Origin of the sequence: Gehongia tenuis (assembly GCF_014384795.1) — a bacterium.
In the GTDB taxonomy this organism is placed as follows: domain Bacteria; phylum Bacillota; class Clostridia; order Christensenellales; family NSJ-53; genus Gehongia; species Gehongia tenuis.
Genome location: NZ_JACRSR010000001.1, coordinates 219434 through 245446 on the forward strand (window position 1 = coordinate 219434; position 26013 = coordinate 245446).

General features: G+C 61.8%; 29 protein-coding genes, 1 other RNA gene and 1 riboswitch. Of the genes, 25 read left to right on the forward strand and 5 right to left on the reverse strand.

The genetic code is table 11. The features are described from left to right. The first annotated feature begins 8 nt into the window (after nt 1-8). From H8696_RS01030 to H8696_RS01040, 3 genes are read left to right on the forward strand one after another with little or no spacing between them, the layout of a single operon-like run. Nucleotides 9-263, forward strand: coding sequence for a TfoX/Sxy family protein (locus tag H8696_RS01030; protein WP_249314356.1), 255 nt, complete (start codon nt 9-11; stop codon nt 261-263). A gap of 15 nt (nt 264-278) precedes the next feature. Further along, the gene (locus H8696_RS01035) at nt 279-1001 is read left to right on the forward strand and encodes an ABC transporter ATP-binding protein (RefSeq protein WP_249314358.1); all 723 of its coding nucleotides are present in this window, start codon (nt 279-281) and stop codon (nt 999-1001) included. A 2-nt stretch (nt 1002-1003) separates the two neighbouring features. Then, nucleotides 1004-2677: a putative ABC transporter permease subunit gene (locus tag H8696_RS01040; RefSeq protein WP_249314360.1), complete on the forward strand. Its 1674-nt coding sequence runs from the start codon at nt 1004-1006 to the stop codon at nt 2675-2677. Nucleotides 2678-2745: 68 nt separating this feature from the next. Here H8696_RS01040 and H8696_RS01045 read toward each other — a convergent pair whose 3' ends face one another. Both H8696_RS01045 and pdxR read right to left on the reverse strand, forming a co-directional pair. Continuing rightward, a complete protein-coding gene (locus tag H8696_RS01045; protein ID WP_249314361.1) occupies nt 2746-3210 on the reverse strand; it encodes a YbaK/EbsC family protein in 465 nt (154 codons plus the stop codon). Further along, nucleotides 3200-4507 (reverse strand): MocR-like pyridoxine biosynthesis transcription factor PdxR, encoded by a 1308-nt coding sequence (gene pdxR / locus H8696_RS01050; RefSeq protein ID WP_249314363.1) that lies wholly within the window; start codon nt 4505-4507, stop codon nt 3200-3202. The genes H8696_RS01045 and pdxR overlap by 11 nt, the downstream gene beginning before the upstream one ends. A 166-nt stretch (nt 4508-4673) precedes the next feature. On the opposite strand from pdxR, the gene H8696_RS01055 reads away from it, so the two are divergent. Further along, nucleotides 4674-5228 (forward strand): GNAT family N-acetyltransferase, encoded by a 555-nt coding sequence (locus H8696_RS01055; protein ID WP_249314365.1) that lies wholly within the window; start codon nt 4674-4676, stop codon nt 5226-5228. A 61-nt stretch (nt 5229-5289) separates the two neighbouring features. Here H8696_RS01055 and H8696_RS01060 read toward each other — a convergent pair whose 3' ends face one another. Together H8696_RS01060 and H8696_RS01065 are read right to left on the reverse strand one after the other, a co-directional pair. Beyond that, nucleotides 5290-8019, reverse strand: a complete 2730-nt coding sequence (locus H8696_RS01060) for a transglycosylase domain-containing protein (protein WP_249314366.1) — start codon at nt 8017-8019, stop codon at nt 5290-5292. A gap of 102 nt (nt 8020-8121) precedes the next feature. Further along, entirely contained in the window at nt 8122-9009 is an 888-nt protein-coding gene (locus H8696_RS01065; RefSeq protein WP_249314367.1) for a radical SAM protein, read from the reverse strand. Between the two features lie 285 nt (nt 9010-9294). On the opposite strand from H8696_RS01065, the gene yunB reads away from it, so the two are divergent. The 9 genes from yunB (at nt 9295) to H8696_RS01110 (ending at nt 17756) form a co-directional block, all read left to right on the forward strand. Next, complete coding sequence (gene yunB, locus H8696_RS01070) at nt 9295-9969, forward strand: sporulation protein YunB (RefSeq protein ID WP_249314369.1); 675 nt, start codon at nt 9295-9297, stop codon at nt 9967-9969. 109 nt (nt 9970-10078) lie between these two features. Then, nucleotides 10079-12649, forward strand: a complete 2571-nt coding sequence (gene rnr, locus H8696_RS01075; protein WP_249314371.1) for a ribonuclease R — start codon at nt 10079-10081, stop codon at nt 12647-12649. A 51-nt stretch (nt 12650-12700) separates the two neighbouring features. Continuing rightward, nucleotides 12701-12882: riboswitch (cobalamin riboswitch) on the forward strand. Nucleotides 12883-13004: 122 nt separating this feature from the next. Next, the gene (locus tag H8696_RS01080) at nt 13005-14009 is read left to right on the forward strand and encodes an ABC transporter substrate-binding protein (RefSeq protein WP_249314373.1); all 1005 of its coding nucleotides are present in this window, start codon (nt 13005-13007) and stop codon (nt 14007-14009) included. 20 nt (nt 14010-14029) lie between these two features. After that, nucleotides 14030-15052: a FecCD family ABC transporter permease gene (locus H8696_RS01085; protein WP_249314375.1), complete on the forward strand. Its 1023-nt coding sequence runs from the start codon at nt 14030-14032 to the stop codon at nt 15050-15052. Between the two features lie 31 nt (nt 15053-15083). Further along, nucleotides 15084-15866: an ABC transporter ATP-binding protein gene (locus H8696_RS01090; RefSeq protein ID WP_249314377.1), complete on the forward strand. Its 783-nt coding sequence runs from the start codon at nt 15084-15086 to the stop codon at nt 15864-15866. Beyond that, the gene (locus H8696_RS01095; protein ID WP_249314379.1) at nt 15847-16365 is read left to right on the forward strand and encodes an ATP:cob(I)alamin adenosyltransferase; all 519 of its coding nucleotides are present in this window, start codon (nt 15847-15849) and stop codon (nt 16363-16365) included. The genes H8696_RS01090 and H8696_RS01095 overlap by 20 nt, the downstream gene beginning before the upstream one ends. A 62-nt stretch (nt 16366-16427) precedes the next feature. Then, nucleotides 16428-16892: an SsrA-binding protein SmpB gene (gene smpB / locus H8696_RS01100; RefSeq protein WP_249314381.1), complete on the forward strand. Its 465-nt coding sequence runs from the start codon at nt 16428-16430 to the stop codon at nt 16890-16892. 3 nt (nt 16893-16895) lie between these two features. Further along, nucleotides 16896-17251, forward strand: a transfer-messenger RNA (tmRNA) gene (gene ssrA, locus H8696_RS01105). Nucleotides 17252-17423: 172 nt separating this feature from the next. Beyond that, entirely contained in the window at nt 17424-17756 is a 333-nt protein-coding gene (locus H8696_RS01110) for a molecular chaperone Hsp90 (protein ID WP_249314382.1), read from the forward strand. 43 nt (nt 17757-17799) lie between these two features. On the opposite strand, the gene H8696_RS01115 is transcribed toward H8696_RS01110, so the two are convergent. Beyond that, the gene (locus H8696_RS01115) at nt 17800-18000 is read right to left on the reverse strand and encodes an Arc family DNA-binding protein (RefSeq protein ID WP_249314384.1); all 201 of its coding nucleotides are present in this window, start codon (nt 17998-18000) and stop codon (nt 17800-17802) included. Between the two features lie 105 nt (nt 18001-18105). Here H8696_RS01115 and H8696_RS01120 point away from each other — a divergent pair, with 105 nt between their 5' ends. The 12 genes from H8696_RS01120 (at nt 18106) to H8696_RS01175 (ending at nt 26011) form a co-directional block, all read left to right on the forward strand. Next, complete coding sequence (locus H8696_RS01120; RefSeq protein WP_249314385.1) at nt 18106-18513, forward strand: DUF2493 domain-containing protein; 408 nt, start codon at nt 18106-18108, stop codon at nt 18511-18513. 64 nt (nt 18514-18577) lie between these two features. Continuing rightward, the gene (locus H8696_RS01125; RefSeq protein ID WP_249314387.1) at nt 18578-19627 is read left to right on the forward strand and encodes a GIY-YIG nuclease family protein; all 1050 of its coding nucleotides are present in this window, start codon (nt 18578-18580) and stop codon (nt 19625-19627) included. Then, nucleotides 19624-20193, forward strand: coding sequence for an RNA polymerase sigma factor (locus H8696_RS01130; protein WP_249314389.1), 570 nt, complete (start codon nt 19624-19626; stop codon nt 20191-20193). The genes H8696_RS01125 and H8696_RS01130 overlap by 4 nt, the downstream gene beginning before the upstream one ends. Before the next feature lie 120 nt (nt 20194-20313). Next, complete coding sequence (locus tag H8696_RS01135; RefSeq protein WP_249314391.1) at nt 20314-20694, forward strand: desulfoferrodoxin family protein; 381 nt, start codon at nt 20314-20316, stop codon at nt 20692-20694. Between the two features lie 13 nt (nt 20695-20707). After that, entirely contained in the window at nt 20708-21217 is a 510-nt protein-coding gene (locus H8696_RS01140; protein ID WP_249314393.1) for a ferritin, read from the forward strand. Between the two features lie 161 nt (nt 21218-21378). Then, complete coding sequence (locus H8696_RS01145; protein WP_249314395.1) at nt 21379-21792, forward strand: YjdF family protein; 414 nt, start codon at nt 21379-21381, stop codon at nt 21790-21792. 61 nt (nt 21793-21853) lie between these two features. Then, the gene (locus H8696_RS01150) at nt 21854-22207 is read left to right on the forward strand and encodes a hypothetical protein (protein WP_249314397.1); all 354 of its coding nucleotides are present in this window, start codon (nt 21854-21856) and stop codon (nt 22205-22207) included. Continuing rightward, nucleotides 22207-22869 (forward strand): nitroreductase family protein, encoded by a 663-nt coding sequence (locus H8696_RS01155; RefSeq protein WP_249314399.1) that lies wholly within the window; start codon nt 22207-22209, stop codon nt 22867-22869. Before H8696_RS01150 ends, H8696_RS01155 begins: the two co-directional genes overlap by 1 nt. 106 nt (nt 22870-22975) lie before the next feature. After that, nucleotides 22976-24733 (forward strand): DUF885 domain-containing protein, encoded by a 1758-nt coding sequence (locus H8696_RS01160; RefSeq protein ID WP_249314401.1) that lies wholly within the window; start codon nt 22976-22978, stop codon nt 24731-24733. A gap of 148 nt (nt 24734-24881) precedes the next feature. After that, complete coding sequence (locus H8696_RS01165) at nt 24882-25286, forward strand: DUF2089 domain-containing protein (RefSeq protein ID WP_249314403.1); 405 nt, start codon at nt 24882-24884, stop codon at nt 25284-25286. Next, a complete protein-coding gene (locus H8696_RS01170) occupies nt 25279-25719 on the forward strand; it encodes an SHOCT-like domain-containing protein (protein WP_249314404.1) in 441 nt (146 codons plus the stop codon). The genes H8696_RS01165 and H8696_RS01170 overlap by 8 nt, the downstream gene beginning before the upstream one ends. Then, complete coding sequence (locus H8696_RS01175; RefSeq protein WP_249314406.1) at nt 25709-26011, forward strand: hypothetical protein; 303 nt, start codon at nt 25709-25711, stop codon at nt 26009-26011. The genes H8696_RS01170 and H8696_RS01175 overlap by 11 nt, the downstream gene beginning before the upstream one ends. The last annotated feature ends 2 nt before the right edge of the window (nt 26012-26013 follow it).

The following is a 26013-nucleotide window of genomic DNA, read 5'->3' on the forward strand; positions in this document are numbered from 1 at the left end:
GGCGCGTTATGGGTAAACTGACCGAACTGCCCAACGTGGGCAGGGTGCTTGAGGAGAGGCTGGAGGCGGTGGGCATCGCCACGGCGGAGGAACTGAAAAAGGCGGGCGCGAAGGAGGCCTTCCTGCGCCTTCGGGAGAGGGACCCCGGGGCCTGCCTGCACGAGCTCATGGCCCTCGAGGGCGCGGTGCGCGGGGTGCGCAAGTACGATCTTCCCCCGGAGATCCAAGACGACGTGAAGGCCTTTTTCAAAGGGCTCAAATAAGAGGAGGTACCGATCATGATTCAAATCGAGAACGTCTCCAAGTCCTATGCGAAAAGCAAGGTGAAGGCGGTCAGCGCCATGAACCTCCAGGTGGAAAACGGCGAGATCTTCGGCTTCATCGGCCCGAACGGCGCCGGCAAGACCACCACCATCAAGATGATGACCGGCATCCTGACGCCGGACGAGGGCAGAATCCTCATCAACGGCCACGACATCGTGCGGGACCCGATCAGCGCCAAGATGGAGATCGGATTCGTGCCCGATTCCCAGGATGTGTTCGATAAGCTGACGGGCATGGAGTACCTCGGCTTCATGGCGGATGTCTACGGCGTGGAGCCCGCCGACCGGCGGGAGCGGATCGGGCGCTATCTCGAGATGTTCGAGCTCACAAAGGCGGCGGGGGACAACATCAAGTCCTATTCCCACGGCATGCGCCAAAAGCTGATGGTGATCGGCGCCCTTTTGCACAACCCACCGGTATGGGTGCTGGACGAGCCCATGGTGGGGCTTGACCCCAAATCCTCCCATCTTTTGAAGCAGGAGATGCGCCGCCATGCGGACAGCGGCAATTCGGTGTTCTTCTCCACCCATGTGCTGGAGGTGGCGGAGAAGCTGTGCGACCGCATCGGCATCATCGACCATGGCGAGCTCATCTTTGTGGGCACCCTGGCGGAGCTCCGTTCCGGCAACCAGGAATCGCTGGAAGAGCTGTTCCTCCAGCTCACGGAAGGAGAATAATCATGATCAGCATGAGGAAACTTCTGGCCTTCAGCCTGCGGGCCCGCTTTGGCCTCAAGGGCATGAAGAGCATGGACTCAAAGACAAAGCTGCGCTCCATCGGCATGTTTATCCTCTTCGCCTTCCTGGCGGTGTATTTCGTGGGGATCTTCAGCTTCATGGTGTGGAGCATCTGGACGGGAATCGTGGATACGCCCCTTCTGCCCGCCATGATGTCCACCCTTTTCATCGGCTCCTTCGTGGTGGTGCTGCTCTTTGGCGTGATGTACCTTTTGAGCTTCGTGTTCCTCGCAAAGGACATCGCCTTCTATGCGGCCCTGCCCATTTCCCAGCGGCGGGTGTTCATGGCCCGGTTCCTGCAGGTGCTGCTGGCGGAGATCGGCACCCAGTTCCTGATGCTGATGCCCGTGCTCGTCATCAACGGCATCCACACCGGCGGGGATGTGCTCTACTACCTCAAGGGATTGGTGCTCATTTTGTTTGCGCCCTGCGTACCGCTGGCCGTGGGCGGCGTGCTTTCCCTTCTGGTCATGCCCATCGTCAACTTCTTCAGGAGCCGCCAGTTCCTCTTAGCCCTCTTCCAGATGCTCATCATCCTCATCCCGGCCATGGCCTACGGCTACTTCGCCCAGACGCTGATGATGAACCTGGAAAGCGGCGGCATGACCGCCTTCCTCCTCGGCCAGTCCGATCTTATCCACATGGTGGCGGGCAGCTATCCGCCGGCGGGCTGGGCGGCCACGGCGCTCTTGGACAGCTCGGCAAACGGGCTGATGAACCTGCTGTATTTCGTGCTCCTCAGCGTGGCGGTGCTCATCCCCACGGCGCTTATCGCCGGCCGGCTTTACTACCGCTCCGTTCTCGTTCAGAGCGAATCCTCGAAGGGCAGGAGCAGGGGCGCCGGCAAAATCTCCTACAAGCGGAAAAGCCCGGTGTGGGCCTTCATGGTGCGGGATTTCCGGGATATCCTGAGAACGCCCATCTACGCCATGAACTGCCTGGCTCAGATCGTGGTTCTGCCCCTCATGATCGGGGTGATGGCCTTCTCCATGGGCCGGGACAGCGCCGAGGTGATGGACCAGCTCAGCCTTTTGCTGGCTCAGGTGCCCCTGCCGCTCTCCGCGCTGGTCTTCGGCGCGGTGGCCCTGTTCTTCTCCGGCATGATCGCCGTGGCGGCGTCCACCTGCATCTCCCGGGAGGGCAAGACCTTCTGGCAGGCCAAGAGCCTGCCGGTTCCCGGCTCCAAGCAGGTGGCGGGCAAGTTCCTGTGCGCCCTCATCATCGCCCTCATCGGCGTGGCGGTGCTGATGGTTCTGGTCTGGGCCTTTGTGCCCGTCTCGCCCCTGGTGCCGCTGCTGGGCGCGGTGGTGTGCCTGCCGGTGCTCATCGTGCAGCTGGCGCTACAGGTGATGATCGACCTCGCCCGGCCCAAGCTCATGTGGAACAGCCCCGCCGAGGCGGTCAAACAGAACATGAACAGCATGTTCGGCATGTTGGTTGCGGCGCTGGTGATGGTGGCCCTGGGCTTTGTGGCCTATATGCTGATCTTCAGAGCGGCCATGGACCCGGCAATCGTCTTTGTGATCGTGACCGCGGTGAGCGCCATCGCGGCGGTACTGTGCTACGCCGGTATGCTGCGCATGGCGGACCGCAGGTACGTGCAGATCGAAGCGTAGGACAACGCAAAAAGAGCGGACCCCAAAAGGGTCCGCTCTTTTTTTGCCGTCTTTGGGGCGCGGCGCGGTCAGGCCCAATCCTTGCACACGTCCACCCAGCCGAGGGCGCGGGATGCCCTTTCCAGCTCCGCCAGGGTGAGCCGAATGGCGCTGTTGGCGCTGCCGCAGGCGGGATAGACGGTTTCAAAGCGGCGGAGGGACGCGTCCAGATACACCGCCGCGCCCTCCGGCAGGGCGAAGGGGCACACGCCGCCGATCCGGTGGCCGGTGTAGCGCTCCACCTCCTCGGGGCTCAGCATCCTGGCCTTCATGCCGAAGGCGGCCTTGAATTTCCTGTTGTCGATGCGGGCGTCGCCGGCGGCCACCACCAAGAGGGCGGGCTCCCCCTTGAAGGACAGGGTTTTGGCGATGCGCTGGGGTTCGCAGTGAAGGGCCTTTGCCGCAAGCTCCACCGTGGCTGAGGAAACGTCGAATTCCTGGACCCGGTCCGCCCAGCCGAAGGCCCCGAGGTATCTTTTCACATCATCGATCATGTTCATTCTCCCCTTCATTCTGATTGAACCAGGCCTCCCGGAGACAATGCACCGCCTCCGGAATCTCCGCCATGGGAATGCCGCCCACCCGCAGGAACACGCCCTCCCCGGAGGGCGGAAGCTTCACATGCACGCCGCTGGCGGCGGCCAGCGCCTTCAGCGTCTCGGGCCCATGGGGGGATTTCACCTCGATGAGCAGCTGCAGGCCCGATTCGTAGCTGCAGATCCGCACCCGCTCCCCCATCTCCCGGCGGAGGGCCTCCGCCAGCACCCGGCTCTTCTCCCCATAGGCCCGGCGCAGCTTCCGGATCTGCCGGCCCAGGTGTCCGTCCCGGATGAATCCGGCGAGGGCCAGCTGTTCGGTGGTGGAGCTGGTCTGGTTGTAGCGGGGCGCCAGCTCCCGGTAGCGGGCGAGAAGGGGCTCGGGAAGGACCATGTAGCTGATCCGGATGGAGGGCAGCAGCAGCCGGGAGAAGGTGCCCATGTAGATCACCCGATTGGAGCCGGTGAGCCCCTGCAGGGCGGGCACCGGCCGGGAGGAATAGCGGAACTCCCCGTCGTAGTCGTCCTCCAGGATAAAGGCGCCGGTGCGCTCCGCCCAGCGGATGAGGGCGAGGCGCTTCTCGGCGGGCAGGCTGGAGCCGTGATGGGGGTTTGAGGGCACCAGGTACATGAGCCCGTAGGGGGGCAGCCGGTCCAGCTCCTCCAGGGAAAAGAGGTCCGGCCTGATCCCATGGTCCCGCAGCACCTGCTCCGCCTGGGGAAAGCCCGGATATTCGAGGGCCGCCGTCACCGGGCCCGTGAGCCCGAGAAGAAGGTTGAGAAGGCTCTGCACGCCGGCGCCCACCACGATCTGATCGGCGCGGAGAGCCACGCCCCGGGAGGCGGCGCTGTACTGGGCAAGGGCCGCCCGCAGCTCCGGTTCGCCCTGGGGATCGCCGTAGCCGCCGATGGCGTCGATGCGGAGCGCCCGTCCCACATAGCGCTTCCAAAGCTTGAGGTCAAAGGCCTCCTGAACGCCGTTTTGTCCAAAATCATAGCGGTAGGCAGGCGCCGGGGGCGCCATCTCCTCCCGGGCGGCGGCGGGCGGGGCCAGCCCCTCAAAGTCCGCCACCACGTAGCCGCTGCGGGGACGGCTGAGGATATAGCCTCCGGCCAGCAGTTCGCCGTAAGCGTTCTCCACCGTGGTGCGGCTCACCGCCATGGCCCCGGCGGCGGCCCGGATGGAGGGCAGCCGTTCGCCCGGCGCCAGTTCTCCCCGCACGATGGCGCCTCGAAGGTTGTCCGCCAGCTGCATATAGAGAGGCCCCTTCCTTGGGGAAGCGCGGTAATAGGGCAACATGGTCCATCTGTCCCTTCCAAATTCAATGCTTTTAGTCTATACGAAGCGCCGGTTCCTGACAAGTCCTTGCATTTGCCGCTGGGAGAGGTTATAATGGGCAAAAACTTGGGGAGGCGATCCTATGATTACCCACAGGGGCGCGGAAACGCTGCACACCAACAGACTGACGCTGCGTCGGATTCGGCCGGAGGACAGCAGCGACATGTTCCGCAACTGGGCCGCCGATCCCAAGGTCAATCACTTCCTCTGGTGGGAGCTTCACAGGGACGAAGCGGAAAGCCGCAGGATCATCGAGGGCTGGGAGACGGACCGCCCGGACCACTACCATTGGATCATCGTCTACGAGGGGGAGGGCGTGGGCACCATCGGCTGCCCCAATATGACCCTCGATGAGATCAATGAGAACTGCGAGATCGGCTACTGTCTGGCCAGCCGTTGCTGGAACAGAGGGCTGATGAGCGAGGCGCTCGCCGCCGTGATCGATTTCATGATCGGGAAGGTGGGCGTGCACCGGGTGTACGCCAAGCACGACGTTCAGAACGTGGGTTCCGGCAGGGTGATGGAGAAGGCGGGCATGAAGCTGGAGGGCATCCAAAGGGAGGCCGCGAAGCGCCGGGACGGCACCTTTGGCGACCTTCGGGTCTATGCCGTGCTGGCGGACGAGTGGAAGGGCTGACCCGGGCCGGGATGAAATAAAAGCCAATAGGGCGAACCCTATTGGCTTTTTTGTTATGCTTTTATTCCGCCGGGGGCGGGGTGGGCTCGGCGGGGGGGTCGCCGCCCTCACCGCCGCCGGCATTGGGATCGGGGGTGGTGACCGGCGCCGTGTGGATGGGGCAGGGGCTGTCGGTATAATCCTTGATGGGATTGCCGTCGTCGTCGTAGACCTCAACCCGCTGTTCCACCTTGTCCGCCGGACAGTATTCGGTGGCCAGGCAGTTGCTCTCCGTACAGATGGATACCGTCTGGTGACCGGGGCACCGGCTGGGATAGGCGCCGTCGGCGTAGTAATCGCTGGTGGTGGGACAGCTGGAGGTGGGCGCAAGACCGGTGATGGAGCAGAAGCTGCCCCGCTTGACGCCGTAATCGGCGGGCTCGCCGTCCAGGATGGGCTTATCCTCCAGGCCCTCGTGGATCTTAGACATATAGGCCTTCCAAAGGGGCGCGCCGTACCGGCCGCCGGTGGCGTTGGAGACCAGGGACTCGTTGCTGTCGTGGCCCATCCACACGAAGGAGGCGTAGTAGGGGCTGAAGCCGCCGAAGGCCACGCCCTTATAATCGCTGTGGGTACCGGTCTTGCCCGCCAGCGTCATGCCGCTGAAGCGGGCGGTGGTGCCGGTTCCGCTGGTGATCACGTCCTCCATCATATCCACCAGCATGAAGGAGGAGCTGGGCTTGAACACCTGCCGGGTGACCTGGTTCGCCTTGGCGTCCAGCACCACGTTGCCCTCGCTGTCCAGCACCTTGGTGAAGGAAAGCGGCTCCATATAGACGCCGCTGTTGGCGATGGTGCCAAAGCCCACGGTCATCTCGATGGGGGTGATGCCCGACGTGCCGAGCGCGAGGCCGGAGCCGTCATGACTGATATGGCTCGGGTCCACGCCCATATTCATGAGATAGTTGGCCGATTCCTCGATGCCCACCTTCTCCAAGAGGGCCCGGGCCGCCACGACGTTGTAGGACTGCTTGAGGCCGTTGCGCATGGTGGTGGGGCCGGTGAAGCTGCCGCCGCCGTAGTTGCTGGGGTAGCCCTTGGGGCTGTCCCAGCCGTCGATCTTGGCCGCCACATTGAGGAAGATGGTGGCCGGATTGCTGCCCTTATCAAGGGCCGGGCCGTACACGGACAGGGGCTTGATGGTGGAGCCCACGGGCATGGTGGAACGGTAGGCGCGGTTCAGCTCCTTCTGCTGGGTGGGGGCCACCCGGCCGCCCACGATTCCCTTGAGCTCGCCCGTATGGTAATCCAGCACCGCCGCCGCGGCCTGGGGCTGGATGATCTCGCTCACCGATCCGTCGCCGTTTTTCACCAGCATCTTGGAATGGTTGGAGTTGGCCAGCTTGGGATAATTCTCCCAGTTGTAGAGGGTGTCCTCGAGGACGGTCTGGACGTTCGGGTCCATGGTGGTGTAGATATGGTAGCCCTTGGTGCGGATCTCCTGCTCCATGAGGGCCCGGTTTTCCGAGGTGTTGGGCATCTTGCGGTCGGCCAGCAGATGAACGCACACGTCATAGATGGCGTATTCCACAAAATAGGGATGATCGTAGAGCTTGGTATCGTCGCTCTGCTCCCGCACCGTCAGCGTGTCGCTCTTTGCCGCCTCATACTGCTCCTTGGTGATGTAGCCCTGCTGGTACATGACCAGAAGCACCGTGTCGGTACGCTTGTCCGTGCGTGCCGGCGTCCGGGAGGAGCCCTCGCTGGGGTAGTAATTGAGCCTCACGTTGTAGTAGTAGGGGTTCTGGTTCATGCCGGCCAGGGTGGCGCACTCCCGAAGGGTGAGCTGGGAGAGGTCCTTGCCGAAATAATCCTCAGCGGCGGTTTTGACCCCGTAGTTGGAGCCGCCGAGGTGGATGGTGTTGAGGTAGGTCTCCAGAATCTGCTCCTTGGAGTAGGTCTGCTCCAGCTGGATGGCGAGATACGCCTCCTGCAGCTTGCGCTTGTAGCTCTGCTCCGAGGAGAGAAGCTTCAGTTTGATGAGCTGCTGGGTGATGGTGCTGCCGCCCTGGGTGTCGTTATTTTGCAGGTTGTTCACAAAGGCGCCGGCGATGCGCTTGATATCGATGCCGTTGTGGGTCCAAAAACGGCTGTCCTCAATGGCGATGAAGGCGTTCTGCAGATCCTTCGGGATCTCGTCCAGACCCGCCCACACGCGGTTTTCAATGTTTTTGTATTCGGTGATGAGATTGCCGTCCGCGTCATAGATGAAGGAGGTCAGATCCTGATCCTCGATCTTGTTTACGTCCAGGGTGGGCGTGGTGTCCACGTAGGCCTGGGCCACGCCCATCACGGCGCCGAAGCCCGCCATCCCGAAGGCGAGCACAAAGACGATCATGAGCTTGGCCGTGGTGACGATGACGCTCAGGATGAAGTTGGGGCTCTTGGTCCGGGGCTTGAAGCAGCTTCGGACAAACTGCCCAAAGGTTTTCTTATCCCCCTTCTCCCGCTTGGCCTTGGGCAGGTCGGATTTTTCCACCGCCTTTTTGATGACCATGGGTTTGCGGCTGGGAGCGGCGGCGGCGGCCGGCGCCGCGGGTCCGCCGGGCAGATCCTCCTCGGCGAGAATCACGTAGTCGTCCTTTGGCCGCCGGTCCTTATTGTCCCGGCCGTCCTTGCGGAACAGGCCCGCGACGAACCCGGCCAGGGCCAGGGCCCAGCCTTTCACCGTCCGGCCTATGGCGAAAAAGAAATTCTTAACGGCTGCGCCGGCCTTCGCCAGCGCCGCCTTAAGCTTCTCCAAAAAATCCATGAGGGAACCTCCTTCGTACAGGTGAACCCATTATAACATAGGAAAAAGGATTTCGCACCTGTCAATGGGTGCCATCCCCTTTACAAGTTGATGAAAAGAATGTTACACGCCGGTGAGATCGAAGGGGGGCACGAAGCTCTCCGAAGCGGCCTCCCCCTCCTGGATGAAGCCCTGCTCGATGCCAAGGTCCACGGCGTAGTCCACCAGCGCCTCGTACTCCTCTGGGGCCACCCGGCGGTTCAGCTCGGGATAGGCGGAAAGATTCATGGGCGTGAACTGGGACATGATGGAGATGTAGATGCGGCTGCCGTGCGTCTCCCACAGGTGGCGGAGCACCGCCCTGCTGTCCCAGAGGCATCCGGGCAGGCACAGATGGCGCACGATCACGCCCCGCTGCAGAATGTCCCCGCGGAAGACGGGCTTTCCCGCCTGCCGCACCATCTCCGAAAGGGCGGCGGAAGCATATTTGAAGTAGTCCGCCGCGCCGGAATAGCGAAGGGAGAGCTCCGGCGAGACGTATTTGAAATCGGGGAGATAGATATCCACCAGCCCGTCCAGGGCGCGGATCACCTCCGGAAGCTCGTAGCCGCTGGTGTTGTACACCACCGGCACGGTGAGGCCCCGCTTCTTCGCCCGCTCCAGGGCGGGGAAAATGAAGGGGAGATAGTGGGTGGGGGTGACCAGGTTGACGTTGAGGGCGCCCGCCGCCTGAAGCTCGAGAAAAATCTCGGAAAGCCGTTCCCACGTTATGGCCCTTCCCGCCTCGCCCCGGCTGATCTCCCGGTTCTGGCAGTAGACGCACCGAAGGGAGCAGTGGCTGAAAAAGACCGTGCCGGATCCCGCTTCCCCGGACAGGCAGGGCTCCTCCCAGTGGTGGAGAGCCGCCCGGGCCGCTTTGAGTTCATCCCCTGCGCCGCACAATCCCTTTTCCCCCGCCCGCCGGTTCGCGCCGCACCGCCTCGGGCACAGTCCGCATCTTTCCGGAAGCATCCCTTCCCCCTCCTTTTGTCCCCTAGCATACCACGTTTTCACGGAAAACCAAAGCCCCGCCTTCCCGGCGGGGCCGAAGTTGAAAACAGCACCTTATTTTTCGACTCATTCACCGTAATACCCTTCCCATCGGGTTTGTTCCATGATAAATGACCGGTATAGACACTATTCTCCACGTCGCGGCTGCACGCGGTAAAACACAGCAGAATGCGAATGGAAAGAAACAGCCCGGGTGAGCAAAAGCCGCCTTCCCGCATAGACTGATAGGAGAGGGGAGGGATGGTCATGCTCCGAAGACGAAAGGGCGGAAAGAAAAGCCGCAAGAAGTGGGTGATTCTCGCCGCCGTGCTGGCGGCTATCATCCTGATCTTTTGGCTGGTCAATCACACCGTCAACCCCATCATCCTGTCCATGAGCGAGGCGTCGGTGCGCAAGGACGCCCTGAACGCCGTGTATGAATCGGTGCAGGAGGTCATGTTCACCCGGCCCACCGATGAGGAACTCGTCAGCATCGTGCGGGACGAGACGGGCAAGATCACCATGCTGAAGGCCAACACTCCCCTGATGAACGATCTGCTCTCTCAGCTGTGCCTGGCCACCGAAAAGAACCTGGCGGAAAGCGCCACCGAGGGCGTGGATGTGCCCCTGGGGTCCATCACCGGCTCCGACCTTCTGGCCGGCCAGGGCCCGAAGATCCCCGTCAAGCTCATTCCCATCGGATCGGTTCAGGGCAAGTTTTTGACCGAGTTCGAGGATGCGGGCATCAACCAGACCCGCCACAAGGTGTATCTTGAAGTGCACGCCACCGTCCGGGTGGTCGCGCCCACCGGCAGCCGCACGGTGGAGACGGACTCTCAGGTGCTCATCAGCGAAAGCATCATCGTGGGCGACGTACCGCAGAATTATGTAAATGTTCCCAACACCAGCGACATGCTCAACATGATCCCCGACGGCGATTGATTTTAGGAAAAGGATCGGTTTTACCGGTCCTTTTTTCCGGTATACGATACCAATTGAAGGGGAAGTGGTATAATACAAATGAAAAGATTAAAAAAATGAGGTAAAATTTATGGAACTTCAAACATTGGTGGAGGCGCTTCAGGCCCGGCCGGAGTCCATGCTGGAGCTTGGCCAAATGGCGGAGCTTTTCGGCGCGTCGGAAAAGGAGCTGACGGATGCCCTGAATGCGGGACTGCAGACGGGAGAGATCGTCAAGGTGCAAAAGGGCATCTATGCGCTGCCCCAGCGGATGGGCTTTGTGGTGGGAAGGCTGCACTCCCATCCCAAGGGCTTCGCCTTCGTGATCCCGGACGATCCCGAGGCGGAGGATGTGTACGTCTCCGCGGACAACCGGGACGGCGCCATGCACAACGACCGGGTGGTGGTCCGGGTCAGAACGGGCCGGGACGGACGGCTGGAGGGCACGGTGGAGCGCATCATCACCCGGGCGAATCAGCGGATCGTGGGCCTGTTCAACCGGGACGGCGACGGCGGAGTGGTTATCGCCGACGACGTTCGGGTGATGGAGCCGGTGATGGTGGACCGGGACAGCGCCCGGGGCGTGGAATCCGGGCACAAGGTGGTGGCGGAGGTTACCCGCTTCCCCCAAAATGCCCGGCCCATGGAGGGCAGGATCGTGGAGGATCTGGGCCACAAGGACGACGTGGGGGTGGATGTTTTGTCCATCATCCGGCAGTTTGAGCTGCCCGAGGCCTTCCCCAAAAATGTGGTCGCCGAGGTGGAGAAGGCGCCAAAGACCGTCGATCCCTCGGAGTTTGCCGGCCGGGAGGATTTGCGGGATTGGGTCACCTTCACCATCGACGGCGCCGATGCCAAGGACCTGGACGACGCCGTATCCCTCACCCGCATCGACGGGGGCTGGCAGCTGGGGGTGCATATCGCCGATGTATCGCATTATGTAAAGTATGGGACATCCCTTGATAAGGAGGCGCTCCGGCGGGGAACCAGCGTGTATCTGGTGGACCGGGTGGTGCCCATGCTGCCGAGGGAGCTGTCGAACGGCATCTGTTCCCTGAACGAGGACGAGGACCGGCTGGCCTTCTCCTGCATCATGGACTTTGATGAGGAGGGCAGACAGACAGATTACCGGGTGGTGAAAAGCGTCATCCACTCCCATAAGCGCTTCACCTACGACCAGGTCAGCCGGGGCCTCGAGGCGGGGGAGAACGTTCCCTATCTCGCCGTTTTGAAAGAGATGGAGAGCCTGTGCCGGGTGCTGCGCAAAAAGCGGATGGACCGGGGCGGGCTGGATTTTGATCTGCCCGAACCCAAGATCGACCTCGATCCCCTGGGCCATCCCTCGGACATCATCTGCACGCCCAGGACCATCGCCCATCAGATGATCGAGGAGTTCATGCTGGCCGCCAACGAGACGGTGGCCCGCCACATGAAAAAAACGAAGCTGCCCTGCATCTACCGGGTGCACGAGGACCCGGATCCGCAGCGCATGGACGATTTTCTCGAATTTGTGGGCCGCATCGGCTATCCGGTGAAAAGGGAGCCGGGCAAGGCCATCCGGCCCAAGGACCTGCAGCGGCTGCTCACCCGGGTGGAGGGCACGCCGGAGGAATCGGTGGTGGGACGGCTGATGCTGAGATCCCTGCAGAAGGCCCGCTACGCCGAGGAGAATCTGGGGCATTTCGGCCTTGCGGCCAAGGATTACCTCCACTTCACCTCGCCCATCCGCCGCTATCCCGACCTTTTCGTGCATCGCGCCCTCACCATGGCGGCCCGGGGGGAGGAGAAGGCGCTCCGGCGCATGAAAAAGGCGGCGCCGGACACGGCGGACCTATGCTCCATCGCCGAGCGTAACGCCATGGAGGCCGAGCGGGAAGCGGACAACATGAAGATCGCCGAATACATGCAGGCGCACATCGGCGAGGAATACGGCGGTATCATCTCCGGCGTGACCAGCTTTGGCATCTATGTGCAGCTGCCGAACACCGTGGAAGGGCTGGTCCATGTCTCCCGGCTGCCCGGGGACTACTATGTCTACGACGAGAAGATGTACAGCATGGTGGGCCAAAGAAGCCACCGGGTGCTCCGCATGGGGGACAAGGTGCGCGTCAGGGTGACCGGCGCGGATGTGGCGCGGCGCACCGTGGACTTTGAGCTTTTAGAAAACGGCAGGGACGGGGAGCGGCGGCCCGGCCCGCGGGACGGCGGGAGAACTCCGCAGGACGGCGGGAGAAGTGCGCGAGACGGCGGAACTCCGCGGGCCAGCGGCAATGCGGGCCGGCGGGGCGGAAACCGAAGGGGCGGCCGCAGAAAGGCGGCGGGAACCCCGGATGCGGCCGCGGGCGAACCGGGCGGACCGAAGCGGGATGGAACCCGCGGTGCGGCCCCGGCCCCGGAGAAGCGGGAGCCCCGGAAAAAGCAGAGCCCGCCGCCCGCCCGGCAGCGAAGCGGGGAAGGACCGGCCGCTCCGGCGGATGGCGGCAGGCGGCGGCCCAAACCGGCGGCCCGGCTGCGGGACGGCGGTGAGCACGACCGGCCCCGGGGCACGGGCAAGAACGGGCGGCCCAGCGGCCAGCTCTTTGGCAGTGCGGCCCGGGCGGGCTTTGAGCCTTCCGGGAGCGGACAGGGAAGCAGGGGTCCGCGGCGCGGCGGCCAGCACTAATCAGCTTGACAGCCCGAAGGATTTCGTGCTAATGTCGAAATGAACTGAAAAAAGCCCAAAAACGCGACGGGTGCGCGGGAAACCGCGAGAATAGGGAACGGGGTGCAAATCCCCGGCAGAGCCGCTGCTGTGAGAGGCGAGCGACCCCCAAGACGCCACTGGCTGAAAAGCTGGGAAGGCGGGGGAAGCGGGGCGCCTTGAGCCAGAAGACCTGCCCGTCGGCGCGGAGGATCTTCTTCGTGACTAGGAAGGTGCCCTGAACCCATGAGGCCAAGGACCGCATTTGTCACGCAAATGCGGTCTTTTTGATGGCTCCTGGAGGGGGAGATCCGGGCGAGCTGAAAGGAGCAAACCCATGAAAAAACTCTTATCCCTGATTCTGGCGCTGGCCCTTGCTGCAGCCCTGATGGGCTGCGGCGGCGGAACCGACGCCACGCCGTCTCCCACGCCTTCGGCTGCGGTGACCACGCCTTCTGCCGCGCCGGAAGCCACCCCCGAAGCTTCGGCAAAGCCGGCGGCCGAGAAACCCGCGGAGGACCGCTCCGGCGCTGCCATCACCGTTCCCGCCGAGGTGAACACCATCGTGTCCATGGCGCCCTCCACCACCCAGGTGCTGGTGGATCTTGGCCTCGCGGACAAAATCGTGGCCATCGACACCAACTCCGAGGCCTATGCCGAGGGGATTCCCGCCGATGCGCTGCGCTTTGACATGATGCAGCCCGACGTGGAGAAGCTGGTGGCCCTGAAACCCGACATCATCTTCACTTCAAACATCAGCGCCGCCGGCGGGGAGGACCCCTTCCAGCCCGCCATCAACGCCGGCATCTGCGTGGCGAATATTCCCACCAGCAACACCGTGGAGGATGTGAAAAAGGACGTTCTTTTCATCGCCCAGTGCGTGGACAAGCCCGAGGAGGGCCAGGTGCTGGTGGACGGGATGGATGATGCCATCGCGAAGATTGAGGAGATCGGCAAGGCCATCCCCGAGGACGAGCGCAAGACCGTGCTCTTTGAGATCGCCTCCGCACCGGACATCTACTCCTTTGGCAGCGGCGTGTTTTTGAACGAGCTTATCGAGATCCTGGGCGCGAAGAACGTGCTCGCGGATCAGGAGGGCTGGCTGGCCGTGACCGAGGAATCCGCCGTGGCCGCCAATCCCGACGTGATCCTCACCAATGTGAACTACATCGACGACCCGGTGGGCGAGATCAAGGCCCGCGCCGGCTGGGAGAACGTGACCGCGGTGAAGAACGGGGCCGTGTATTCCATCGACAACGGCGCAAGCTCCCTGCCGAACCACCATATTGCGGATGCCCTTGAAGAGATGGCGAAGGCCATCTATCCCGACCAGTACAAATAAACCGGAAGACGGCGGTTTTCATGAACAATCGAACGAAGTTAATTTTAACCGTGCTGATCTCCGCGGCGGCTCTTGTGGCCGCCGTGGGCATCGGCACGGTTTTTATCGGCCCCGGGGAGATTGGGAGCATCCTTTGGCACAAGATCACCGGCAGCGCCCTGCCGGAGAATTTTGACCCCATCAAGGTCTCCATCCTGTGGGATATCCGGCTGCCGCGGGTGTGCCTGTCCTTTCTCGTGGGCGGCGCGCTGGCGGCGAGCGGCACGGTGATGCAGTCGGTGCTCAAAAACCCCCTGGCTTCCTCCTACACCCTGGGCGTCTCCTCCGGCGCGTCCCTCGGCGCGATTTTGGTGATGGTCACCGGGTTCACCCTGCCCGTAATCGGCATGTTCACCCTGCCTCTTGCCGGATTCATCTTCGGGCTTGCCACCGTGTTCGCCGCCGTCGGCTTCACTCGGAAGCTGGACCGCAGCATGCACAGCAACACCATCATTCTGGTGGGCATGGTGTTCTCCCTTTTCGTGAACGCCATCCTGACTCTGCTGTCGGCGGCCTTCCGGGAGCATCTTCAGCAGCTCATCCTGTGGCAGATGGGCAGCTTCTCCGGACGGGACTGGTCCAATGTCCTTGTGATCCTGCCGCTGGTGCTTCTCGGCGTGCTGTTCCTTTGCCGCTACAGCCGGGAGATGGACATCATGACCTTCGGCGAGGACACGGCGATGACGGTGGGCGTGGACACCAGACGGGTGAAGCTCATCCTCATTGCGGCGGCGTCCCTTTTGACCGGCGCGGCGGTGGCCTTCACCGGCGTGATCGGGTTTGTGGATCTCATCGCGCCCCATGTGGTGCGGCGCTTCTTCGGTGCAGCCCACCGGTGGGTGATTCCGCTGTCCGCCCTGTTCGGCGGCACCTTCATGGCGGTGGCGGACCTCGCGGCCCGTACGGTGCTCTCGCCCACGGAGCTGCCCGTGGGCGCGGTGACGGCGCTCATCGGCGCGCCCTTCTTCGTGTACGTGTATTTTCGAAAAAGGAGGGCGGCCTGATGGGCGGTAGGCGTGAGAGGAGGGCAGAGCGATGCTGGAGGTAAAGGGACTTTCGGCGGGCTACGGCGAGGGGGATGTGATCCACGACATTTCCTTCACCGTGAATTATGGGGAGAACCTGTGCATCCTGGGGGAGAACGGATGCGGCAAGACCACCCTCCTCAGGGCTGTGGCGGGGCTCATTCCGGCTTCGGGGGAGGCGCTCCTGGACGGGGAGAATCTCATGGCCATGAAGCGGGGCGAGATCGCCGCCCGTATCGCCGTGCTCAGCCAAAGCGCCGGCGCCTACTTCGACTACACGGTGGAGGAGACGGTGATGCTGGGCCGGTATCGGCACATGCGGGGCCGGCTGTTCGGCGGCGCGGACGACGGGGACAGAGCGGCGGTGGAGGAGGCCCTTGAGGCCACCGGCCTTTCGGAACTTCGCAGGCGCAGCATCCTGGGCCTGTCCGGCGGCCAGCTCCAGCGGGTCTTTCTCGCCCGCACCCTGGCCCAGCAGCCGAGGATCATTTTTCTGGATGAGCCCACCAATCACCTGGACCTCAAGCATCAGCTGGGCCTCATCGAATATTTAAAAAGCTGGTCCAGCGCGGGGGAGCGGTCGGTGGTGGGCGTGCTCCACGATATCAATCTGGCGAGGCGGCTCACGGACCGGGCGCTTCTCATGAAGGAGGGCAGGACCCTCTATCTCGGGTCCCTGGCCGAGGCGGGGCCGGCGCTGCTTGAGGAGGCCTACGGCGTGGATGTGGCGGGCTATATGCTCGATTCCCTGAAGAAATGGGAGGTGTGTGCGGATGTATCGAAGTCCCTATGAGGCGTACCCTTTCCTCAGCGAACCGGCGGAGGATCTGAGGTGCGATTTTGAGATCCTGACCGACCGGATCGCCAGCGAAGCGGGCTGGCTTTCCGGCATGCTGGAGGGGGAGCTGAAGGAGGAGGTGCTGGCTGTTGCCGAGCTCATCTACCACCTCAACCCGTCCCTGCGCACCTTTTTCTCGGTCACGGAGGCGGAGCTGACCTCCCTGAAGGACGGAACGGCCCGCCATGAAGCGGCCTGCCAGGACCGTCTGAAGCAGTTCGTCACGCCCCAGGGCACGCCGGCGGCTGGCCTCGCCCATGTCATCCGCACCGACTGCAAGGCGCTGGTGCGGCTCCTTTACCGTTACGGGGAGCGCCATGACGTGGATCCCCGGGTGATCGACATGGCGAATCTTCTCTCCGGCTATTTCTTCGCGCTGGCCCTTCGCCTCAACGCCCTTGCCGGCGTTTCCGAGCGCCCCTTCGTGAGCCGCAACTACAAACGGCGGGACTAACCCTTGTAAAACGGCATAAACTATGATATAATCCATTGTTCCAAGGGAAAGGAGGGAGCGGAATGGCTGTGGAAGGCATCAAAATCGCGGCGCAGAACAAGAAGGCGCGCCATGATTTTTTCATCGACGAGACGCTGGAAGCGGGCATCGCGCTCACCGGAACCGAGGTGAAATCCATTCGGCTTGGCAGGCTGAACCTGAAGGACAGCTATATCCTCATCCGAAACGGGGAAGCCTATCTGCAGGGCGTTCACATCAGTCCCTACGACAAGGGCAGTTATAACAATGTGGACCCCATGCGCACGAGAAAGCTTCTGCTGCATAAGCGGGAGATCATGAGGCTGTCCCAGCTGGTCCAGCAGAAGGGCCTCGCGCTGGTGCCCCTTTCGGTCTACTTCAAGTCCGGCAGGGCCAAGGTGTCCGTGGGGGTTGCCCGGGGCAAAAAGCTTTACGACAAGCGGGCGGATATGGCCGAAAAAGCGGCCAGGCGGGACGTGGAGCGTGCGTTCCGCGAACATCAGAAATGACATGGGGGCGTATTTGGTTTCGACGGGGATTTTGATGTGCAAGAAGCGAGCCGCGGTTCCTGGGGCCGCGTCAACAACCTGGGAAAACAATAACTGACAATCGTCAAAACTACGCTTTCGCGGCCTAATCGGCCGTGAAATGTCGGCCCTAAGCTACCCACGGCGTAGGTAGCCGGCATCATGAATGTGGGGAACCAGCCCGCCTAAGCTTTGCGGCGGGTGGGACTTTATGAAGCTACCCAATCCCGGACCGGCCGACTGGGGGCCGGGAGGAGGGAATCTTTAACCATCGGCTGCGCTCGGAGATGCTTGCATTGACGGATTTTCGGACAGGAGTTCAACTCTCCTCGCCTCCACCAGGATGAGCCTGGACGCAAATTGCGTTCCGGGCTCAGTTTTTTTTCAAAATTTGTGTTTGGGGTTAAAGGCGCATCTTTTTCGTAGTACTCTTTCGAAGTGAGTTCATCTGTTTTCTCTGGCGCGGATGTGATATAATGAGGACAAATGATAACAGAAAGCCGGTGGATGGATATGGATACGAAACTGTTGGTGGAAAAGACCCGGGAACTGATGGCGTCACAGACCTGCTGCGCCGAAGCCAAGGAAGCGGCCCAGCGTTTTTTGGATGCGGTGGGCACCGCTGCTGAAAAGGAGGAGACCGAGAAATACCTGGCGGAGCTGGAAGAGGATATTGTGACCGTTGACGGGCTGATCAGCTTTGCGAGGTCCGATGCGGGAAAGGCGCATTTCGGCGAGGAGACCGCGGCGGGCATTGCGGCCCACGGGGAAGAGATCAAGGCGGCGGGCGCAAAGTACTGCGACTGCCCCGCCTGTGCGATCGTGGCGGAGATTTTAGGGAAATAGTCCGGCACAGCAAAGGACGGCTTCGAAAAGAGGCCGTCCTTTTTTATTTCCGCGCCGGTTTTACGTTGAGGCCGGGTTCGATCTCGCCTTCAATCTCACCGTGCTTATTCTCAAAGGTTTTAATATCCTGACGTATGAGGACAAGGATGTGGCTATTGATGGAGCGTCCCTCATAATCGGCAACATAGCTTAATTTCCTGAGCATCTCCTCCTCGATGCGGATGGATACGCTTTTAATAGCCATATGCCTCACTCAGTAGATGTATTGTGGGTCCATGATATAGCCAAACGGCCGCCGGCGGACGGGATTAGCTATACGATATATCTACGAAATTTGAGGGGGCAAAAAATGGACGGCATGAGAAGGCAAGTGAATGCTCGCGGAAAAAGAGGGGCCGGCGGCCTGCGGGTGGCGGTCATCGGCTCCCGGGGGCTTTCCGTCCCCAATCTGGAACAGTATCTGCCCGAGGGGACGGGCGAAATCGTATCCGGCGGGGCGCGGGGCGTGGACGCCTCCGCCCGGCGCTTCGCCCTCGCCCATGCCATCAAACTGACCGAGTTTCTCCCGGAATACAGCAAATACGGCCGGGGCGCTCCCCTTCGGCGCAACATCACCATCATCGAACACGCCGATCTGGTTCTGGCCTTCTGGGACGGCAGGTCCCGAGGCACCCGCTTTGTCATCGACAAATGTCATGCCATGAATGTGCCGGTGCGCATCTTTCTGGCGGACGGTCCCCTTTTTCGCGAAATTTGACGAATTAGGTCTGTAAATCCAAACCAAGTTCTGGTATAATATGTGCAACATGGAGGTGAGGATTATGGACCCCGGGATGGAACGGATCAGGGAACAAATCAAATCCATGAAGTGTTTCGGACTGGATCACAGCTTCGAAATCATCTTTGACAAACAATTCCTGGCGCCCTACGCCAGACTGGACGATCTCATTTTGACCTATCCGGAATACGGCGGGAGCGCCGTCTACATGATGCTTGCCGCCGACCGGCTGGAACTTACGGGGATTGATTTCGCCCATGACCCGCCGGTCATCGAATACCGCAACGCGGCCACCGGCGAAACGGGCCGGCTGGACAACCTGTGGTTCTTTCCCTTTCCCGTGCCCAGGGCGGGCCTGCACATGAAAATTCTGTCCAGCACCGTGCTGGAGGTGGGCATTCGGGAGGAATGGCGCAGGCGGTACCCTCACCTCGCCGATTACGCGCCCCTTTCAATCGGCCTTGCGGACCTTGTGGTGCAGAGCCGCCGGGACCGGGAGACCACGGACCCCTACGAAATTTTGTACATCGGCTCCTCGAAGGACGTCTACCAAAGACTGACCCGTCACGAAACCATCCTGAAGATCTACCGGCATATCATGACCGCGCAGCCCAATCGGGAGCTCTTCGTTCTGCTGCTGAAGCCGAAACCGAAATTTTACCGGCAGAGCCCGGGCGGTTCCATTCAGCTGACCCTTTCCAGCTCGGTTTGGGATCGGGAAGGGCCCATGAAGGCGGATGTGGGCGCGGAAAATCTTCTTCTGATCGCTGAAGCCATGCTCATCAACTATTTCAAACCCAAATTCAACGAACATTACGCCCATACCCGGCCCAGCCTCTCCCAGGCGGCCTACGCCAGGCTGCTGGAGGGGGGCGTGAAGCATATTCAGGTGAACCTCAACTTGTTCATGCAGCCCTACAAGGTGCGCCTTTCCCTCCGCACGGACAGCCGGAGCACCGAAGGGGCGAAGCACGTGACCGTCTATGGGGCGCTGGAAAGCCTGATGCGAGGGCCGGAGGAGGACATCCTCTGCGGCGAGGCCATGCCGGACGAGCTCTACGACCTGCTGATGGGAGAGGGGGAGCGGGATTGAAGCACGAGGATTACGGGCTGGCCGTCCGCGCCCTTGGCGGCGATTTGGAGGCCTGGGATGAGCTCTACACAAAATCGCTGCCCATCGTGCGGGGGTTCACGAGAAAATATAGGAGCGGCTTTCCCATTGGAGCCGCCGGCTATGAGGATACCGTCTCCGACGCCTATGTCCGGGCCTACACCAGGCTGGAGCGCTACGACGGCACCTGCCGGTTCTCCACCTGGGTGTGCGCCATTGTCAAGCGGCAGGTGTGGGTGGAAAACACCAAGTTCTGCCGCCGGGAGCGGATCTACCGGCAGCGGTTCGCGCCCTCCGTCCTGCTCTATTCCCGGGACCCCTGCGACATCTTTTTGGCCATGGAACTCAAAAAATCCCTGTGGCGGGCCTTTGAGGACCTCAAACCCCTGGAATCCTACATTCTCGAGAGCCACGTGGTGCAGGAGCGGACCTTCCTCCAGCTGGGCCGGACCGTGCACCTGTCCCGGCGGGCGGTGGAGGGCTGCTACGCCATGGCGCTCATGCGCTATGCGAGAAGCTTCCACAGAATCCACCACGCGTTTCGGTAGGCGCCCCAAGGCCGCTCAAGGCCGCCCCAAGACCGTCCCCTTTGATTGTGCTTTTGGGGGCGGTGTGATATGATGATTTCTGGAAGAATTGGACAAAATAAATGGAAAGGATGGAGCTTAATGAATCCGAAATTTTATGTTTGCAAACACTGCGGGAACATCATTGCCTACGCCAAGAACACCGGGGTTCCGGTGATGTGCTGCGGCGAGAAGATGGTGGAGCTGGTGCCCGGCGCCACCGACGGCGCGAAGGAAAAGCACGTGCCGGTGCTGGAACAGGACGGGGACCGGGTGACGGTCCGGGTCGGATCCCAGGCCCATCCCATGGGTGAGGACCATTCCATCGAGTGGATCCTGCTGCATACGACGGAGGGCAACCAGCGCAAGTGCCTCAAGGCCGGCGGCGCGCCGGAGGCCACCTTCCGGCTCAGCGAGGGCGAGAAGGCGGTGGAGGCGCTGGCCTACTGCAATCTTCACGGACTTTGGATGACAAAAGCATAAAGGAGATGGGAACATGGATCAAAAAGTAGCGAAGCTCTTGAACGAGCAGATCAACAAGGAGTTTTATTCCGCTTATCTGTATTTGGAATTCGCCAACTACTACGACGAAGTCGGCCTGGACGGCTTTGAGAACTGGTACAAGGTGCAGGCCCAGGAGGAGCGGGATCACGCCATGCTGTTCTATCAATATATGAAGAACAACGACGAGAAGGTCACCCTCATGGCCATCGACAAGCCCGAGTGCGAACTCACCGACAACATGGCGCCCCTCAAGAAGGGCCTCGAGCATGAGAAGTATGTCACCGCCCTCATCAACAACATCTATGCCGCGGCCTACGAGGTGAAGGATTTCCGCACCATGCAGCTGCTGGACTGGTTCGTCAAGGAGCAGGGCGAGGAGGAGAAAAACGCCACCGACCTCATCACCAAGATGGAGCTTTTCGGCACCGACGCCAAGGGCCTTTACATGCTCAACAGCGAGCTGGGCGCCCGGGTGTACACGGCGCCTTCCCTGGTACTGTAATCCATCGGGCCTGAAGCCATGGCGCTTCGGGCCCTTTTTTCATGGCAAGGATAAAAACATGTCCCGGTAGGTAGTCCGGGAGCGGCGTCCGCGCCGTCAGTAACCTGCCTCCTTTGGTTGTCCGTTCCTTGCCCCGTCCCATCGAAAAAGGAGGAATTCCCATGACCATAAGATCCACCCTGACGGTCCTGTTCGACGATCCCTTTTGGATCGGCCTGTGCGAACGGGAGCTGGACGGAGGCTACGAGGCGGCAAGGATCGTCTTTGGCGCCGAACCCAAGGACTATGAGATTTACGATTTTGTGCTCCGGCACTGGCACGAGCTGAGATTCAGCCCCGCGCTGCCCGGCACGGCGGCAAAGCCCCGGGCGAATCCAAAGCGCATGCAGCGGCAGGTCCGGCGGCAGACAATGGCGCGGGGCGTGGGCACCAAGGCCCAGAAGGCGCTGAAGCTCCAGCTGGAGCAGGGCAGGCTGGAGCGGAAGGCGCGCACCCGTCAGGCGCGGGATGCGGAGAAGGCGCGGCAGTTCGCCCTCCATCAGGAGAAGAAACGGGAAAAGCACAGGGGCCATTGACGGCCCCCTTTGCATTCCCGCTGGATGAGCAAGAAGGAGTTTCCCATGCAAAAAATTTTGTTTGCGGCGCTGGCCCTCATGCTGGTGCGCGGCGGCGGTGTACGGCCTGCATCTTGAGTACGGCACCGGCGGCGAGGGCATCGGCGGCCAGATGGTGGCGCTTTCCCCCGCCATGGACCGGGCCGTGCCGAAGGGGGAGAAGCTGGTCTTCAGGCTCACGCCGGAGGATTTCCCCGACGGCGGCGATCTGTCCCGGTTCCATATGGAGCTTTACGTGGTGCTGGCGGAGCAGACGGAGGCTCCCGCGGGCAGACTGGATTTCAGCGCCGAATATGGCGGCGTGTATGAATATGTGCTCACGGGCGGCGAGGAGGGCTTTGCCCTTGAACAGCCCCAGCGGAAAGGAGAACAATGATGGATTTGATGGAGGCCATGAGGGCGCGGCATTCGGTGCGGAGTTATTTGGACCGGCCCATCGAGGGGGAGACGGCGGAAAAGCTGGAGCGGGAGGCGGCGGCCTGCAATGAAGCGGGCGGGCTTGCCATCCGGCTCGCCTTCGACGAGCCCCGGGCCTTTGGCGGCAGAATCGCCCACTACGGCGCCTTCCGCGGCGTGAAAAACTACATGGTGCTGGCGGGCCGGGGGGAGGATCTCCCGCAGCGGTGCGGCTATTACGGGGAGCGGCTGGTGCTCTTCGCCCAGACGCTGGGCCTTTCCACCTGCTGGGTGGCCCTCAACTACAGCCGGGGCGCGGCCGGCGTCCAGCTGGAACCGGGGGAAAAGCTTTGCTGTCTCGTCGCCCTCGGCTATGGCAGGGAACCGGGCGTGCCCCACAGGAACAAGCCCTGGGATAAGCTGTTCCGGGCCGGGGAGCCGGTGCCTGCCTGGTTCAAGGCGGGTGCGGAGGCGGCGCTTCTCGCGCCCACGGCCATGAACCAGCAGCGCTTCAGGATTTCTCTGGAGGGGACGGGCGTCAGGGCGAAGGCCCTTCCCGGCGTTCTCACCCGGCTGGACCTTGGCATCGTGAAGTATCATTTTGAGACGGGCGCGGGCCGGGAAAACTTTCACTGGCTCTGAGCGGGGGGCCGGCAGCCCCGAGCGGCGGATCGGCCGGCGATACCGATGGCCCGCGGGAACCGGTTGTGGTATACTGTTACCAGTTTGCAGGAAAGGGGACCGATCCATGAAAAGACGCATCGTGAGCTCCGCGGTGGCGGCGCTCATCATCATCAGCCTCTTTGCCGGCTGCGCAAAGAACACGGCGGAAGCCTTTGACGGTTTCACCGACAGGATGTTTGGGGAGCTGGTGGTGGGGGACGCCATCACCTGCCATTATATTTTAGCCCATCCAAAGGAGGCGGGAGTTACCGATATTCCCACCGGATTTGGCAGCTACCGCTACACCGACGAGGACTACGGCAGGCTGGAGGGCTATCTGAAGGAGCTGGAGAAGTACCCTTACGAGGAGCTCGGCGCCCAGCAGCAGGTGACCTATGACGTATTGAAGCATGAGCTGGAGCATGAGCTGGCATCCCGGCAGTACGACGACTATGTGGAGAATCTCAGCCCCACGGTGGGCCTGCAGGCCCAGCTGCCGGTGACCCTGGTGGAATACACCCTCCGCGACAGGGAGGATGTGGAGAACTATCTCACGCTTCTCACCGACCTCGACCGGTATTTCGGCGAGGTGCTGGACCACGAGAAGGCGAAGTCGGAGAAGGGGCTGTTCATGTCCGACCGGTCGGTGGACGACATCCTGGAGCAGATGGACAGCTTCATGGAAAACCCCGATGAAAACGTGATGATCGTCACCTTCCCCGAGCGGCTGAACGCCGTCGAGGGGCTTACCGAGGAGGAGAAGGCGGACTATGCCGAAAGGAACGAGAAGCTGGTGAAGGAAAACGTCCTTGGAGCCTATGGGAAGCTTCGGGACGGTCTTGCCGCCCTCAAGGGCACCGGCAAAAACGAGGGCGGTCTGGCGGGCTACGAAGGCGGCAGGGAGTACTACGCCCTGCTGGCTGCGGAGGCCACCGGCTCCTCGCGGTCGGTGGAGGAGATGAAGGCTCTTTTGGAGGAGCTGGTGGAGTCGAGCATGACGGAAATGGTGGCGGTCATGATGGAAAACCCCGACTGCCTGGAGGAGATGATGAGCTACGCGCCCACCCTCACCGATCCCACGGCCATGGTGGAGGATCTAAGGGGCAAGATCGGGGAAAGCTTCCCCGAACCGCCGGAGGCCGCCTACACCATCAAGACGGTGAACGAGAGCCTCGAATCCTTCCTGAGCCCGGCCTTCTACATGATTCCGCCGGCGGACGACTATAAGAACAACAGCATCTATATCAACGAGTCGGAACAGTACGCCAGCATGGATATCTACACCACCCTGGCCCATGAGGCGTACCCCGGGCATCTTTACCAGAACGTCTATTTTTCCGGGAGCGGCGCGCCCTATATCCGGCACCTTTTCTCCTTTGCCGGCTACAGCGAGGGCTGGGCCACCTATGTGGAGCACCGCTACGCCTACGGCTACAGCGAGCGCAGCGAGGATGTGGCGAAGGTGGACGCGGCCAACAATCTGGCCACGTTGGCCCTCCACGGCATCATCGATATCGGCATCAACTATGAGGGCTGGACGCGGGAGGAGCTTTCCGAATACATGGCGGGCTTCTTCGAGGTGGACGACGAGCTGGTGGACACCATGTATACCGCCATGGTGCAGGAGCCGGGCAACTACCTGTCCTATGTGGTGGGCTGCGCCGAGTTCCTGAAGCTTCGGGAAAAGGCGGAGCAGGGCATGGGCGGCGCCTTCGAGGAGAAGGAGTTCCACCGTTTCCTGATGGAGACGGGCCCCGCGCCCTTCCCGGTGCTGGAAAAGCACATGGAAAGCTGGATGGAGGGCGTGCTCGCGCCGAAATCCACGCTGGAGCCCGCCGCCTGATGAAAAAGGGTCCGGAGGCCGCCCGTTTGGGCGGCCTTTTTGAATCTAAAATCAATAAAATTAATTTGATAATTAAAAAAATTAATTTAATACTTGATTTTTTTAATGTACGGAGGTATACTAAGGGCGTCGAAGAGAGGGGGATGCTATGATGAATTACCATGCGCCGTCCAGATGCCCGGTATGCGGGAAGGAGATGGAGGTGACCCGGCTCAAGTGCGGTCACTGCGAGACGGAGCTTGCGGGCAGGTTTCAGCCCTGCCGGTTCTGTACGCTGGAGAAAAAACACCTGGAATTTGTGGAGGTCTTTCTCCGGTGCCGGGGCTCCATCAAGGAGGTGGAGCGGGCCCTCGGCGTAAGCTATCCCACGGTGCGCAACATGATGGACGCGGCCCTTGCGGCGCTCGGCCTCGACGGGAAGCCGGAGGCGGAGGCAAGCCGGGAAGCGGAGGACCGGGCGGACATTCTGGGCCGGCTGTCGGACGGCGAAATCGATGTGGAAACGGCCCTCAGGGAGCTTGAGGCAATGAAAGGAGCGAGGCAGGATGATTAGTGACGAGAAACAGAAGGTCTTGGATATGCTGGAGCAGGGCAGCATCACGGCGGAGGAGGCCGCCCGGCTGCTGGATGCGCTGGAGGCGGGGGCAAAGCAGGAACGCTCCCAAAGGAGCGAGCAGATGCACTCCGACGCCAAAAGGATGCAGGGCAAGAAGCTCCGAGTGGAGGTCAACGGCTTTGTGGAAGGGGATAAGCGGATCAATGTGAACGTGAGCGTGCCGCTGGTCCTGGCCCGGTACGCCGACAACATCATCGCCAACTGCGTTCCCAAGGACGTGAACCGGGAGCTGTCCACGAACGGCATCGATCTCAGCCAGCTGAAGATCGGCGAGCTGGTGGACACCTTCGAATCCCTGGAGGAGGATATCGTGAACGCCGATATCGATCAGGAGGACACGAAGCTGAAGGTGCGGGTCTATGTGGACTAAACGATCGCCCTTCCTGTCCGCCCGGGTGCGGCTCGCGGGCATGAAGCCGAAATTGCGTCTTTATATCCCGCTGGCCCTGTTTGCCCTGCACGACCTCATCCTCGGCTTCGACGGACTGATGGCCCTGATCCCCGGCGCGGCCGGACGGATGGGCCGGGGCGCGCTGGATGCGGCGGATGGATTTTTGATGGGCATGATGGCTGAGCCGCCCCAAAGCTTCGTCCATGTGGACGTGGAGGATGGGAGCCGGCGGATTCAGGTGGACCTCAAAACCATGGGATGGGGGGCGTAAAG

Coding starts and splice junctions, on each gene's coding strand:
- rnr (WP_249314371.1), top strand. CDS start 10,079: ATGGAACTTCAAACATTGGTGGAGGCGCTTCAGGCCCGGCCGGAGTCC.
- H8696_RS01145 (WP_249314395.1), top strand. CDS start 21,379: ATGACCATAAGATCCACCCTGACGGTCCTGTTCGACGATCCCTTTTGG.
- H8696_RS01090 (WP_249314377.1), top strand. CDS start 15,084: ATGCTGGAGGTAAAGGGACTTTCGGCGGGCTACGGCGAGGGGGATGTG.
- H8696_RS01040 (WP_249314360.1), top strand. CDS start 1,004: ATGATCAGCATGAGGAAACTTCTGGCCTTCAGCCTGCGGGCCCGCTTT.
- H8696_RS01060 (WP_249314366.1), bottom strand. CDS start 8,019: ATGGATTTTTTGGAGAAGCTTAAGGCGGCGCTGGCGAAGGCCGGCGCA.
- H8696_RS01110 (WP_249314382.1), top strand. CDS start 17,424: ATGGATACGAAACTGTTGGTGGAAAAGACCCGGGAACTGATGGCGTCA.
- H8696_RS01115 (WP_249314384.1), bottom strand. CDS start 18,000: ATGGCTATTAAAAGCGTATCCATCCGCATCGAGGAGGAGATGCTCAGG.
- H8696_RS01035 (WP_249314358.1), top strand. CDS start 279: ATGATTCAAATCGAGAACGTCTCCAAGTCCTATGCGAAAAGCAAGGTG.
- H8696_RS01065 (WP_249314367.1), bottom strand. CDS start 9,009: ATGCTTCCGGAAAGATGCGGACTGTGCCCGAGGCGGTGCGGCGCGAAC.
- H8696_RS01175 (WP_249314406.1), top strand. CDS start 25,709: ATGTGGACTAAACGATCGCCCTTCCTGTCCGCCCGGGTGCGGCTCGCG.
- H8696_RS01080 (WP_249314373.1), top strand. CDS start 13,005: ATGAAAAAACTCTTATCCCTGATTCTGGCGCTGGCCCTTGCTGCAGCC.
- H8696_RS01055 (WP_249314365.1), top strand. CDS start 4,674: ATGATTACCCACAGGGGCGCGGAAACGCTGCACACCAACAGACTGACG.
- H8696_RS01120 (WP_249314385.1), top strand. CDS start 18,106: ATGGACGGCATGAGAAGGCAAGTGAATGCTCGCGGAAAAAGAGGGGCC.
- H8696_RS01085 (WP_249314375.1), top strand. CDS start 14,030: ATGAACAATCGAACGAAGTTAATTTTAACCGTGCTGATCTCCGCGGCG.
- yunB (WP_249314369.1), top strand. CDS start 9,295: ATGCTCCGAAGACGAAAGGGCGGAAAGAAAAGCCGCAAGAAGTGGGTG.
- H8696_RS01170 (WP_249314404.1), top strand. CDS start 25,279: ATGATTAGTGACGAGAAACAGAAGGTCTTGGATATGCTGGAGCAGGGC.
- pdxR (WP_249314363.1), bottom strand. CDS start 4,507: ATGCAGCTGGCGGACAACCTTCGAGGCGCCATCGTGCGGGGAGAACTG.
- H8696_RS01045 (WP_249314361.1), bottom strand. CDS start 3,210: ATGATCGATGATGTGAAAAGATACCTCGGGGCCTTCGGCTGGGCGGAC.
- H8696_RS01155 (WP_249314399.1), top strand. CDS start 22,207: ATGGATTTGATGGAGGCCATGAGGGCGCGGCATTCGGTGCGGAGTTAT.
- H8696_RS01135 (WP_249314391.1), top strand. CDS start 20,314: ATGAATCCGAAATTTTATGTTTGCAAACACTGCGGGAACATCATTGCC.
- H8696_RS01160 (WP_249314401.1), top strand. CDS start 22,976: ATGAAAAGACGCATCGTGAGCTCCGCGGTGGCGGCGCTCATCATCATC.
- smpB (WP_249314381.1), top strand. CDS start 16,428: ATGGCTGTGGAAGGCATCAAAATCGCGGCGCAGAACAAGAAGGCGCGC.
- H8696_RS01165 (WP_249314403.1), top strand. CDS start 24,882: ATGATGAATTACCATGCGCCGTCCAGATGCCCGGTATGCGGGAAGGAG.
- H8696_RS01095 (WP_249314379.1), top strand. CDS start 15,847: ATGTATCGAAGTCCCTATGAGGCGTACCCTTTCCTCAGCGAACCGGCG.
- H8696_RS01030 (WP_249314356.1), top strand. CDS start 9: ATGGGTAAACTGACCGAACTGCCCAACGTGGGCAGGGTGCTTGAGGAG.
- H8696_RS01125 (WP_249314387.1), top strand. CDS start 18,578: ATGGACCCCGGGATGGAACGGATCAGGGAACAAATCAAATCCATGAAG.
- H8696_RS01140 (WP_249314393.1), top strand. CDS start 20,708: ATGGATCAAAAAGTAGCGAAGCTCTTGAACGAGCAGATCAACAAGGAG.